The sequence below is a fragment of the Delftia sp. BGA-UO-ETr-SB1 genome, assembly GCF_059567865.1.
Window position 1 is genome coordinate 886,791 of record NZ_JCAQOW010000006.1, and the last position, 12,460, is coordinate 899,250.

Genomic DNA, 12,460 nt, shown 5'->3' on the forward strand with positions numbered 1-12,460 from the left:
TCGAGGACCAGAAGCGGGTCAAGCTGTCGGGAGCAACGATTGACTGATGCCCAAGCCCCGGTGACCCTCTCTGCTTGCGTGGGGACGGGTCAGTGCTGTTGGAGCACTCCGCATGATGAAAGGCCGGTCCACTACCATAGTCCCCGTCGGTCGCCCCGCGTGCGACATAAGGACTGCCCCATGAAGATCGTCATCACCAGCGTGCTCGTCGACGACCAGGACAAGGCCCTGGCCTTCTACCGCGACGTGCTCGGCTTCGTTCTCAAGCACGACATTCCCATGGGCGGCGATGCGCGCTGGCTCACCCTGACATCGCCCGGCGATGCCGATGGCGTGGAGCTGCTGCTCGAACCCGACATGCACCCGGCCGCCAGGCCGTTCAAGACCGCCCTGCATGCCGACGGCGTGCCGGCCACCTTCTTCGGCGTGGACGACGTGCAGGCCGAGTACGAGCGCCTGAGCGCGGCCGGCGTGTGCTTCACCAGGCCGCCGACGCATCTGGGGCCGGTCACGATTGCGGTGTTCGACGACACCTGCGGCAATCTCATACAGATCAACCAGCGGCATTGAGCGGGGCCTGCGGCCCCTGCGGCCCTTGCGCGCTCAGTCCCTGGCGGTGGGCTTGTCGTGCCGGGGCGGATCGATGCGCTCGATGTTGCCCAGCAGCAGTGCGCGCCCCGCAAAGTTGCCGCCGGCGGTCTCCAGCGCAAAGCGCTCGGTGTCGCGGCCGCGCACTTCGGCCTCCAGCGTCTGGGCCTCGTCCTCGGTGGCGCCCAGGGCCAGCACGGCATGGCGGCCCATGAGCAGGGCGGACTCGAAGCTTTCGCGCACGACATGGTCGGCGTCCTTCTGGATGAGCTCCAGCGCGTGCTCGCGGTCATAGGCGCGCACGATGAGGCGGGCGTGCGGGCATTCGTGGCGCACGTTCTCCACGATGCGCGTGGCGGCGGCCTTGCTGTCCACGCAGACCAGGATGGCGCTGGCATGGCTGGCGCCGGCCGCATGCAGGATGTCGGCGCGCGCGCCGTCGCCGAAGTAGACCTTGAAGCCGTAGGGCTCGGCGTTGCGGATCACGTCGGGGTCGTTGTCGATGATGGACAGCTTGGCGCCACGGGCCAGCGGCCCCTGGCTGGCGATCTGGCCCACGCGGCCGAAGCCGATGACCAGCACGTTGCCGCGCAGGTCCTGCGGCGCCTCCACGCCGTCCAGCGACACGGCCTCGGCGCCTGCCAGGCGCTTGTGCAGCACCACCACCAGCGGCGTGATGGCCATGGACAGCACGACGATGGCCGTCATGTTGGCATGCACCTCGGGGTCGAGCACGCCGAGCTTGAGCGCCTCGGCAAACAGCACGAAGGCGAACTCCCCGCCCTGGGCCATGAGGATGGCGCGGTCCAGCGCATCGGCATGGCTGCTGCGCGCCACGCGGGCCACGGCATAGATGCACAGCGCCTTGCCCAGCATCAGCGCCACCACGCCCATGCCCACGATGCGCCAGTTCAGCGCCACCACCTCCAGGTTCAGCGCCATGCCCACGCCCAGGAAGAAAAGGCCCAGCAGCAGGCCGCGGAAGGGCTCCACATCGGCCTCCAGCTGGTGGCGGAACGAGGATTCGGACAGCAGCACGCCCGCCACGAAGGCGCCCATGGCCATGGACAGGCCGCCCATCTCCATCAGCAGGGCGGCGCCCAGCACCACCAGCAGCGCGGCGGCCGTCATCACCTCGCGCGCCTTGGCCTTGGCCAGGATGCGGAACAGCGGGTTCAGCAGCCACAGGCCCGCACCCACCAGCGCGCCCAGTGACAGCAGGGCCACGCCCGCGCGTTGCCACAGGGGTGAGGTGGCCACGGGCGCCGCATCGGCCGGAGCAAGAAAGGCCACCACGGCCAGCAGCGGCACGATGAGCAGGTCCTCGAACAGCAGGATGGAGACGATGCGCTGGCCGCGCGGCGCCAGGATGTCGCCACGCTCGGCCAGCACCTGCATGACGATGGCCGTGGAGGTGAGCACGAAGCCCGCGCCGCTCACGAAGGCCACCTGCCACGGAAAGCCGAAGGCCATGCCCACGCCCGTGAGCAGCAGCGCGCACACCACCACCTGCAGGCTGCCCAGCCCGAAGATCTGGCCGCGCAGATCCCAAAGGTGCGAAGGCTTCATCTCCAGCCCGATGACGAACAGGAACATCACCACGCCCAGCTCGGCCACGTGCAGGATGGTCTGCGCGTCCGTCACCAGGCCCAGCCCGTAGGGGCCTATGGCCAGCCCGGCGGCCAGGTAGCCGAGCACGGCGCCCAGGCCCAGCCGCTTGAACAGCGGCACGGCCACCACGGCGGCCCCCAGCAGCGTGACGATTCCTACGAGCTGGCTTGCATTGCCTTCAGCTGCCATGTTGTGTTTCCTTGGATGGGCGGTGTGCGATGGGCGCGCAGGATAGCAAAGGGACGTTGCAGCCCGCGTCTTGAAGGGATCGGCCCTGCTCGGATGCTGGGGCAAAAGGGTATTTACGCAGATTCTTTTGGAAACTACTATCTACAAAGTTTCACAATTTCCCGCCATGGGTCCGCGCCGCCGCAGCTCTTTTTGCGGCTTGGCCGGCCCCCGAGCTTGCCAGGAGCAAGGCGGGCACGAATCCCTTTTTGCCATCCCTCTTTGCCAGGCGAATCCGCACCCCAGCCTCGGCCCTGGGGCTGTCATCGACCTTTTGCTGAATCACAGGAACCATGAAACAACACGCATTGAACAGCCTTTTGCTGATGTGTCTTCCCCTGGGGCCCGCCCTGGCGGCAGATATCGTGATCACCCCGGCTCCGGGCAGTGGCGTGGTGATCAACTCTGGAGCCGGAGGTGCGGCACTGCGCGTGGGTCCCACGGGCGCGGTGGCCGTGCCTGGCCTCCCGGCCACGGCCCCGAGCCTGACCAGCCCCATCTGCCATGACGCGGCGGGCACGTTGGGACGCTGCGATCCCGCGTCCTTGGCGGGGGCGACCGGTGCAACGGGTGCAACGGGGGTAGCGGGAGCAACCGGCGCTGCAGGCCCTGCTGGGCAAGTAGGCCCCGCAGGGCCGGCAGGAGCGACAGGGCCCACCGGAGCCACGGGGGCTGATGGCGCTCCCGGTCCGGCAGGCCCCGCCGGCCCTTCGGGTGCGACGGGCGCAGCGGGAACCAGCCTGGCAGAGCAGGGCTTTTCCGCCAAGCTGCCTGCGATGAGCTTTTCTGCCACGACGCAACTGACCGGCTGGACGGCCAACGTGCCTTTTTATGCGGACACTGCGTTCGATGCGGCCAACGGCACTTTCGTGGTGCCTGCGACAGGCACGTACAAGATCAGCAGCGTGGTCAATTACTCGACGGCAGCTGCGGTGAATGTGTCACTTGGGGCTGGCATCAATCCTGCCTTCGAGGTGCGCCGCAATGGCAGCGACATGCTGGCGCAAGCCAAGCTGCCGATCCTCAATGTCAATATTCCCCTTCTCTTGACCTTGCGCACCGTTCTGGGAAGCGCGGCCGTGCCCCTGGATGCCGAGGTGCAGCTCAATGCAGGCGATGTGGTGGGCCTGCACTACAACGCCAGCGGCATGACCCTGGCCCTCAACGTGCAAGACACCAACTGGTCCATCCACCGCATCCGCTGAACGGCGGGGGCCCCGGCGAGCACCGCCGGGTAGAATCGCGCCCCCTCACCGCCCAGCGCCATGCCCCAGATCCTCGTCCACGACCTCCGCAAGACCTACCGCATCCATGAGCGCGACCCCGGCGTGATGGGCGCGCTGCGCGCGCTGGTGCGCCCGCGCCACCGCACGGTGCAGGCGTTGGATGGCGTGTCGTTTGCGCTGGAGCGTGGCGAGCTGCTGGGCTTCATCGGCCCCAACGGCGCGGGCAAGTCCACCACCATCAAGATTCTGTCGGGCATCCTGCGGCCCGATGGCGGGCGCGTGGAGGTGGACGGGCGCGACCCCTTCGCCGACCGCCAGCGCCATGTGGGCCGCATCGGCGTGGTCTTCGGGCAGCGCTCGCAGCTGTGGTGGGACCTGCCCGTGGGCGACGGCTTCAACCTGCTGCGCGACCTGTACAGTGTCGATCCGCTGCGCTTTGCGCGCACCCGCGACGAGCTGGTGGCCATGCTGAGCCTGGAGCGGCTGCTGGACCAGCCCGTGCGCCAGCTGTCCCTGGGCCAGCGCATGCGCGCCGAGATCGCCGCGGCCCTGCTGCACGAGCCCGAGATCCTGTTCCTGGACGAGCCCACCATCGGCCTGGACGCACCCTCCAAGCTGGCCGTGCGCGAGTTCGTGCTGCGCGCCAACCGCGAACGCGGCACCACGGTGCTGCTGACCACGCATGACATGCACGACATCGAGGCGCTGGCGCGGCGCGTCATCGTCATCGGCCATGGCCGCGTGCTGGCCGACTGCGCGGTCGATGCGCTGCGCGCCCAGGTCGTGGCGGCGCAGCGCGATGGCACGGGCGAAGGTGAAGGCGAGGGGCAGGACATGGCCATCGAGGCCGTGATCGCCCGCTTCTACGCCATGCATGGTGCCTCGGAGGTCTGAGCGCCATGGGACCGCGCCAACGCCTGCGACACCTGCTGCGCCCCTACAAGGCCGCCTTCGCCTCGCGCTTTCTGCTGATGCTGCAGTACCGCACGGCCGCCTACGCGGGCTTTGCCACGCAGTGCTGGTGGGGCGCCATCAAGACCATGGTGCTGGCGGCGTTCTATGGCAGCGCCTCGGCATCGGCCGGCGCGCCGATTTCGCTGGAGCACGCCATCACCTACACCTGGCTGGCCCAGGGCCTGTTCGCGCTGCTGCCCTGGAGCGGCGACCCCGACGTGGCACTGGCCGTGCGCACGGGCGCCATCGCCTATGACCGGCTGCGGCCCGTGGATGCCTATGCGCTGTGGTTCGTGCGCTCGGCTGGCTGGATCGCCGCGCGCGTGCTGCCGCGCGTGGCGCTGATGGTGGCGTTTGCAGGGCTGGCCCTGCCGCTGATGGGGCTGGGCGCCTGGGGCTGGCAGCCGCCGGCCGGCTGGGCCGCAGGCCTGGGCTTTGCCGCGTCCATGCTGCTGGCGCTGCTGCTGTCCACGGCACTGGTCATGCTGCTGAATGTTGCCGCTGCCGCCGCGCTCAATGAAAAAGGCATCAACACGCTGGCCGCCCCCGTGGTCATCGTGCTGTCGGGCAATCTGCTGCCGCTGGCGCTGATGCCCGACGCCTGGCAGACCGCGCTGTTGCTGCAGCCGCTGGCCGGTGTGATGGACATCCCTGCGCGCATCTATTTCGGCCAGATGGCGGGTGCGCAGATGCTGGCCTGCCTGGCGCTGCAAGCCCTGTGGATTGCCGTGATCGTGGCCCTGGGCCGCGTGGCCATGGCGCGCACCATGCGCGGCCTCGAAGTGCAGGGCGGGTGATCGCCATGGCCAAGCAAAAAGGATCGCTGTCCATGTTCCTGCGCCTGGCGCTGGCCTCGCTGGGCGGGCAGGCGCGCTACCCGGCCTCGGCGCTGATGCTGACCCTGGGCCAGTTCCTGGTCACGGGCATCGAGGTCATCGCCGTCTGGGCGCTGTTCCACCGGTTTGGCGAAGTGCAGGGCTGGCGCATCGGCGAAGTGGCCGTGTTCTATGGCCTGGTGAACTGCATGTTCGCCCTGGCCGATGCGCTGGGCCGGGGCTTCGACGTGCTGGGCACGCAGTTCCTGCGCACGGGCGCCTTCGACCGCCTGCTGCTGCGTCCGCGTCCCGTGTGGCTGCAGCTCATGGGCCATGACGTGCGCATCAGCCGCCTGGGCCGCCTGCTGCAGGGCCTGCTGGTGCTGGGCTTTGCCACGGCTCAGGGCGCCGTGGCGTGGACGCCCCAGGCCGTCGCCGTGGCGCTGTTCGCCGTGGCGGGCGGCGTGGCGCTGTTCCTGGGCATCCTGGTGCTGCTGGGCGCGCTCTCGTTCTGGACCGTGGAAAGCCTGGAAGCCGCCAATGTGCTGAGCTACGGCAGCGTCGAGGCCGCCCAGTACCCGCTGGCCCTGTACGCGCAGTGGTTCCGCCGCCTGCTGACCTTCGCCGTGCCGCTGGCCTGCGTGGCCTACTACCCGGCGCTGGCCGTGCTGGGCAAGCCCGACCCGCTGGGCGCGCCGGCCTGGCTGGGCTGGGTCTCGCCGCTGGCCGGCTTTGCCTTCCTCTGGCTGGCCTCGGGCGCCTGGCGCATGGGGGTGAGGCATTACGCGTCCACGGGCAGTTGAAGCCGCTGCAGGCGCCGGTGCACCACACGCTCTAGACTGCGCGCTTGCCTTACTCCGGACACCAGACCATGACAGCAGATGAACGCTTCGCCCAGGCCGCCCTTGAGCTCGGCCACCGCTTCGATGGCGAGATCAAGATAGGCGGCAACTACAGCCCCGTCGTGCGCGACGGCCAGCAGCTGTTCGTCAGCGGGCAGATTCCCCGCGTGGGCGATGAAGTGCTCTATGTGGGGACGGTCGGCGCCGGGATCGACCTGGCATCGGCCAGAACGGCCGCCGCCATCTGTGCCATGCGGGCCCTGGCCTTCGTGCAGCGCGCGGCCGGCTCGCTCGATGCCGTGCGCGCCGTTGCGCGCATCACCGTCTATGTGCGCTCGGCGCCCGATTTCACCCAGCAAAGCGAGGTGGCCGATGGCGCCTCCGACCTCATCGCCCGGGTGCTGGGCCCCGTGGGTGCCCACACGCGCACTTCGGTGGGCGTGCTGCAGCTGCCCAAGGGCGCGGCCGTGGAGCTGGACCTGATCGCCCGCGTGGACTGATCGCGCTACCCCTACCCCTATTCCTATCCCTGGCCCGCTGGCGTTTCGTTGCGCGCCTTCCAGGCCCGCAGCGCCTGGCGGTACTCGTCCATGGCCAGGTCATAGCTGTCGAAGATGCAGGGGTCGCAGCCATTGCCGCAGCAGGCGTCCAGGTCGGGCTGCTCGGGCGGTTGGGGCATGGGGTCGGCGGAGGCGGCGGAATCTGCGGGAACGGGAATCGGCGCGGTGGTCATGGGGGCGATTGTCTCGCGCCACGGGGCTTTCTGTAGAGCACCAAAAGCAAACCCGCGCTGCCGACATGCAGCAGCGCGGGTTTGCTTGTTGACGCGTCTTACCGTCCGGTACGCTGCCTGCGCGCCATGCCCATGAAGCCGGCGGCTCCCGCCATCAGCGACAGCAGCAGCAGGCCCCAGCGGTCCAGCGTGGGGATGCTCTGCGCTCCTGCGGGGACTGCAGGCAGGGCCAGGATGACGGGATCGACGAACTCGCCGTTGACCGTCTTGTCGTCATCGCGCAGGCCGCCGTCCACGATGGTGTAGCTGACCTGGTTGCCACTGATGGTGGGCGTGAAGGGCTGCCACTTGGGCGTTGCGGTGGCGTCGTACTTCATCAGCTGCGCGTTGGCGGGCACGGGGGACGCGAAGGTGAGGGTCACGGTCAGCGTGCTGCTGGGGGCGCACTGCTTGGCCGTGAAGTCCACGGCGGCCTGCGGGTAGGTGAAGGCCGCCGGCAGCGGGCCCAGCGAGCCGGCCACGGCAGAAGGCGAGGTGAAGCTGGCCGCAGTCAGCGTGCAGGTGGGGCTGCTGTTGGCAATGCCCAGATCCACACCCGAGCCCGAGGCGCTTTGCCTGGCCTCGCGCGTCACCGTCACCACATAGGTTTTCTTGGTCGTGCCGTCCTGCGCCGTGACTTCGATGGACACGGTATTGCTGCCCACATTCAGCGCCACCGGGGTGGAGGCCGCTGCGCCGTTGACCAGGATCGTGGCGCCCGCATCGGCTGCGGTGGCCGTCACCGTGACAGTGCTGCTGGTGTTGGGCACGGTGGCCGTGTAGGCCAGGGTGCCTGCACCAAAGCCCGGTGCGAGCGTGCCGCTGCTCAGTGCCAGGGCGCTGAGGTCGGCGTTGGTGGAGTTCACCACCAGGGTGTAGCTGGTGCTGCCCGAGGTGAACGGAGCACCCGTGCCCGTGGAGGAGTCCGTGGCCGTGATGGTGAAGGTGAAGCTTCCCGCCGCGGTGGGCGTGCCGCCCAGAACACCGGTGCTGGCATTGAACGTCATTCCGGTCGGCAGCGTGCCGCTGCTGGCGTAGGTGTAGGGCGCCGTGCCTCCGCTGGCAGTGAAGGTCTGCCCTGCATAGGCCGTGTTCAGCCTGGCAGCCGGCAGCGTGGAAGCTGCGGGCGTCAGCACCACCGTGGCTGCCGCCACGTTGCCACTGTAGGTGCGCTGGCCGCTGATGCTGCTGCTGTCGGTCGCCTGCACCGTGAAGCTGAAGGCCCCGGCCGCCGTGGGCGTGCCGCTGATCACCCCGGCGGACGACAGCGACAGGCCTGTGGGCAGCGTGCTGCCGCCGGCCATTGCAAAGGTGTAGGGCGTTGCGCCGCCGCTGGCGGTCAGGGTCTCGCTGAACGAGACGCCTACCTTGGGCGTGCCGGCCAGCGTCGCGGGCGTCACCGTGATGGCCACATAGGTGAACTGGCCTGCCGCGCCGGTGGCGCTGGTGCCACCAGTCGTTGTGACGCGCACATCGACCGTGCCCGCCGATCCTGCAGGCGCGGTGGCCGTGATCTGCGTGGCGCTGTTGACCGTGAAGCCCGTGGCGGCCGTGCCGCCGAAGGTCACGGCCGTGGCGCCGGTGAAGTTCGTGCCGGTCAGGGTGACCGTGGTGCCACCAATCGAAGAACCGCTTGCGGGCGAGACGGAAGTCACCGTGGGTGCGGGCACATAGGTGAACTGGTCGGCCGCGCTGGTGGCGCTGGTACCGCCTGCGGTGGTGATGCGCACGTCTACCGTGCCCGTGCCGGCAGGCGCGGTGGCCGTGATCTGCGTGGCGCTGTTGACCGTGAAGCCCGTGGCGGCCGTGGCGCCGAAGGTCACGGCCGTGGCGCCGGACAGGTTGGTGCCGGTCAGGGTCACCGTGGTGCCGCCCGCTTGTGGGCCGCTGGTGGGCGAGATGGACGTCACCGTGGGCGCAGGCACATAGGTGAACTGGTCGGCCGCGCTGGTGGCGCTTGTACCGCCCGCGGTGGTGATGCGCACATCTACCGTGCCCGTGCCGGCAGGCGATGTGGCCGTGATCTGCGTGGCGCTGTTGACCGTGAAGCCCGTGGCGGCCGTGGCGCCGAAGGTCACGGCCGTGGCGCCGCCCAGGTTGGTGCCGGTAAGAATCACCGTGGTGCCGCCTGCCTGCGGGCCGCTGGTGGGCGAGATGGAGGTCACCGTGGGCGTGGCCACGTAGGTGAACTGGTCTGCCGCGCCGGTGGCGCTGGTGCCGCCAGTCGTGGTGACGCGCACATCGACCGTGCCCGGCGACCCTGCAGGCGCGGTGGCTGTGATCTGCGTGGCGCTGTTGACCGTGAAGCCCGTGGCGGCCGTGGCGCCGAAGGTCACGGCCGTGGCGCCGGAGAGGTTGGTGCCGGTGATGACCACCGAGGTTCCTCCTGCGGCTGGCCCTGCCGTGGGCGAGACGGAAGTCACCGTGGGCGCGGCCACATAGGTGAACTGGTCGGCCGCACTGGTGGCGCTGGTGCCGCCCACCGTGGTGACCCGCACGTCGATCGTGCCCGCTGCGTGGGCAGGCGCGGTGGCTGTGATCTGGGTGGCGCTGTTGACCGTGAAGCCTGTGGCGGCCGTGGCGCCGAAGGTCACGGCAGTGGTGCCGGAGAAGTTGGTGCCGGTGATGGTCACCGTGGTGCCCCCACTGGTCGAGCCGCTGGTGGGCGAGATGGAAGTCACCGTGGGCGCTGACACATAGGTGAACTGGTCGGCTGCGCTGGTGGCACTGGTGCCACCCACCGTTGTCACCGTCACATCGACCGTGCCAGCGCTGCCCGCGGGCGCGGTGGCGGTGATCTGGGTGTTGCTGTTGATGGTGTAGGTGGCGGTCGCGGCGCCGAAGCGCACGGCGCCGGTGCCAGGTGCTGCGGCGAAGCCGGTACCGGTGATGGTCACCGTGGTGCCGCCGCCGGTGGGACCTGCCGTGGGCGAGATGGAGGTGACCGACGGTGCCGCCACATAAGTGAACTGGTCAGCGGCAACGGTGGGACTGGTGCCGACGGAGTTGCTGACGCGGATGTCCACCGTGCCCGTTCCGGGCGGCGCCGTGGCCGTGATGCTGGTGGCGCTGTTGACCGTGAAGCCGGTCGCTGCCGAGGCGCCGAAGTTCACGCCCGTGGTGCCGATGAAGTTCGTGCCCGTGATGGTGACCGCCGTGCCGCCCGCCTGAGGGCCTGCCGTGGGCGCGATGCTGGTGATCGTGGGCGTTGCCAGGTAGCTGAATTGATCGGCCCCGCTGATGGCGCTGGTGCCGCCCGTCGTTGTGACGCGCACATCGACCGTGCCTGTACCCGCAGGCGAGGTGGCGGTGATCTGGGTGGCGCTGTTGACGACATAGCTGGCGGTTGTCGCGCCGAATAGCACGGCGGTGGCGCCGGACAGGTTGGTGCCGGTGATGACCACGCTGGTGCCGCCTGCCTGCGGGCCAAAGTTGGGCGAGACGGATGCCACCGTGGGCGCGGGCAGATAGGTGAACTGATTGGCTGCGGCAGTGACGCTGGTGCCGCCTGCCGTCGTGACGGTCACGTTCACCGTGCCCGATCCTGCCGGTGCCGTGGCCGTGATCTGGGTGGCGCTGTCGACCGTGAAGCTGGTCGCCGGCGTGCCGCCGAAGCTCACTGCGGTCACGATGGGGCTGTCGATCACGTTGGTGAAGTTGGCACCCGTGATGACCACGGAGGCACCGCCGGCGGCCAGGCCGGAGGTGGGCGCAAGCCCAGTGGCCGTGGGCGTGGCGGGGGGGAAGGGGTCCACGGCCAGATCGTCGAAGGCGAAGTTGAGTGGTTCCGTGGCGCCGTTGTTGGACACGCGCACTTCATCCACGTCCACCAATGCGCCGAGGCTGACCGTGACGAATTGCGTGGTCATTTCGGGCGTCCTGGGGATGTTCACGACTGCGCCAGGTGCAGGGCTGCCGCTCCGATAGCCGGTGAACGTGAATGAAGTCATGTCACCGTACGCAAAGATGCGCACCTGGGCGAGGCTGAAGCGGTCCGTGCCATTGACTGCCATGATGCGGGCTGTGCCGTCCAGGGCGGTGGCTGTGATCGCATCGCCAGAGGTGACGATCCCCGGAGTGCCTGTTATCAGGTCCACTTCAGCGAAATAGGACCAGTCGCTGATGAAGTCCAGCCCGTTGTAGTTCGAGGTGACCGCAGGGTAGCCAGAGGCGGCGCCGGTCCCGAAACCGATGATCCCCGAAGTCACTGCGGCATGGGCCGGAGCCGCCAGTGCCATCACCAACCCTATGAACCACGCAAACCACATGGACAGCATGCGTGAAGCGGACTTGGGCCTGGGGGGGTGGTTGGTGGGCATGGCGGGCAATGGCTGGAGGTGGAAGAACGTCAGGGCCTGACGGGGAATTCGCCGTCCAGGCAGATGCAGAAATTCAGCGCCAGAACGGGTTGCATATTGCTGTGGGCCTGGTTGCCGCCGACGGGCAGCAGCGCTGTCGGCGCCATGGCCGAAGTGGCAGCTCCCGCTGCATAGGTGGGCCTGGCGCTGCCCCGGGGCGGTACGCCTTGCATGCCCTGCGCCAGCAAGTTGCCGCTGGGGGTGGCCGCCGTGGCGCCGGCGCCCTGGGCGCTGATGCCGTGGCTGTGCGCCGGTATCTGCGCAAGGGTCAGCGTTTCGGTGGCTGTGCCCATGGTTTCACCGATGTCGCGGAAGCTCAGTCCAGGTCCCGTGCCGGCGCCCATGGCGGCCTTGCCCTGCAGATTGGGCAGCATGAAATTGGTGGTTCCGTTACCGCCGAACCGGCTTCCGATGACCGCAAAAAGCGCTGCATTCTGCTGTACCTGTATGGTCTGGCCTGCGCAAAAGGCCCAGTTGACAGGAGCGAAGGAGAAGCCGAATGCGCGGACCTCGCCGTAGAAGGGATCTGCCATATGGATGTTTCCTTGTGGGGAGGCTTGTTCAGTTGCGGGGCGGGAAGATCCCGGAGCTGGCGATGCACCAGTTGATGACCAGCGAGGGCTGCATGTTCTGGTGAGGCTGGCTGCCGCCGCTGATGTCCACGGCGGTGGCAGCCATGAAGGAATTGGTGGGCGCGCCATAGGCAGACAGGCCATTGGCGGCCTCGGCCATCACATTGCCGCCGGGGACATTGGTGGTGGCCACCGCAGCGCTGGACAGCAGCTGGTGGGTGTGCTGGGGCATCTGGCTGGGGGTCAGCGTGACGTTTTCCGTACCGTCGATCAAGCCGAGCACAACGCCGCCGCCGTATCCAATGGGCGCGCGACCACGCAGATCGGGCAGGCCGAAGTTCGTCGAGCCATTGCCGCCGTATCGGGTGCCCAGCAGCGCAAACAAGGCCTGGTTCGTACTGATCGGCAGAATCGCTCCGTTGCACAGCAGCCAGCCCCTTGGGACCTGGCCAAAGGCGAATGCGCGGATCTCTCCGAGAAAGGGGTCCATGAAA

General features: G+C 68.7%; 11 protein-coding genes. 6 read left to right on the forward strand and 5 right to left on the reverse strand.

The genetic code is table 11. The features are described 5' to 3' along the window. Positions 1-180: 180 nt before the first annotated feature. Complete coding sequence (locus tag AC57B5_RS22810) at positions 181-570, forward strand: VOC family protein (protein WP_016452676.1); 390 nt, start codon at positions 181-183, stop codon at positions 568-570. A gap of 33 nt (positions 571-603) precedes the next feature. Here AC57B5_RS22810 and AC57B5_RS22815 read toward each other — a convergent pair whose 3' ends face one another. Continuing rightward, positions 604-2,388, reverse strand: a complete 1,785-nt coding sequence (locus AC57B5_RS22815) for a monovalent cation:proton antiporter-2 (CPA2) family protein (protein WP_043824352.1) — start codon at positions 2,386-2,388, stop codon at positions 604-606. A gap of 815 nt (positions 2,389-3,203) precedes the next feature. On the opposite strand from AC57B5_RS22815, the gene AC57B5_RS22820 reads away from it, so the two are divergent. The 5 genes from AC57B5_RS22820 to AC57B5_RS22840 all read left to right on the forward strand — a co-directional run bounded on the left by AC57B5_RS22820 (position 3,204) and on the right by AC57B5_RS22840 (position 6,764). Next, positions 3,204-3,632, forward strand: a complete 429-nt coding sequence (locus tag AC57B5_RS22820) for a hypothetical protein (protein WP_233626411.1) — start codon at positions 3,204-3,206, stop codon at positions 3,630-3,632. A 60-nt stretch (positions 3,633-3,692) separates the two neighbouring features. Then, positions 3,693-4,547, forward strand: coding sequence for an ABC transporter ATP-binding protein (locus tag AC57B5_RS22825; RefSeq protein WP_496400390.1), 855 nt, complete (start codon positions 3,693-3,695; stop codon positions 4,545-4,547). A gap of 5 nt (positions 4,548-4,552) precedes the next feature. Next, on the forward strand, positions 4,553-5,404 hold the full coding sequence (locus AC57B5_RS22830; protein ID WP_496400391.1) for an ABC transporter permease: 852 nt from the start codon (positions 4,553-4,555) through the stop codon (positions 5,402-5,404). Positions 5,405-5,409: 5 nt separating this feature from the next. Further along, positions 5,410-6,225, forward strand: coding sequence for an ABC transporter permease (locus tag AC57B5_RS22835; RefSeq protein ID WP_496400392.1), 816 nt, complete (start codon positions 5,410-5,412; stop codon positions 6,223-6,225). Between the two features lie 68 nt (positions 6,226-6,293). Further along, positions 6,294-6,764: a RidA family protein gene (locus AC57B5_RS22840; RefSeq protein WP_012207603.1), complete on the forward strand. Its 471-nt coding sequence runs from the start codon at positions 6,294-6,296 to the stop codon at positions 6,762-6,764. Positions 6,765-6,787: 23 nt separating this feature from the next. Here AC57B5_RS22840 and AC57B5_RS22845 read toward each other — a convergent pair whose 3' ends face one another. The 4 genes from AC57B5_RS22845 to AC57B5_RS22860 all read right to left on the reverse strand — a co-directional run bounded on the left by AC57B5_RS22845 (position 6,788) and on the right by AC57B5_RS22860 (position 12,456). Beyond that, entirely contained in the window at positions 6,788-6,997 is a 210-nt protein-coding gene (locus AC57B5_RS22845) for an oxidoreductase-like domain-containing protein (RefSeq protein ID WP_496400393.1), read from the reverse strand. 98 nt (positions 6,998-7,095) lie between these two features. After that, positions 7,096-11,355, reverse strand: a complete 4,260-nt coding sequence (locus AC57B5_RS22850; protein WP_496400394.1) for an IPTL-CTERM sorting domain-containing protein — start codon at positions 11,353-11,355, stop codon at positions 7,096-7,098. Positions 11,356-11,384: 29 nt separating this feature from the next. Beyond that, on the reverse strand, positions 11,385-11,927 hold the full coding sequence (locus AC57B5_RS22855) for a phage tail protein (protein WP_099732736.1): 543 nt from the start codon (positions 11,925-11,927) through the stop codon (positions 11,385-11,387). A 28-nt stretch (positions 11,928-11,955) separates the two neighbouring features. Then, complete coding sequence (locus tag AC57B5_RS22860) at positions 11,956-12,456, reverse strand: phage tail protein (protein ID WP_099732737.1); 501 nt, start codon at positions 12,454-12,456, stop codon at positions 11,956-11,958. Positions 12,457-12,460: the final 4 nt, after the last annotated feature.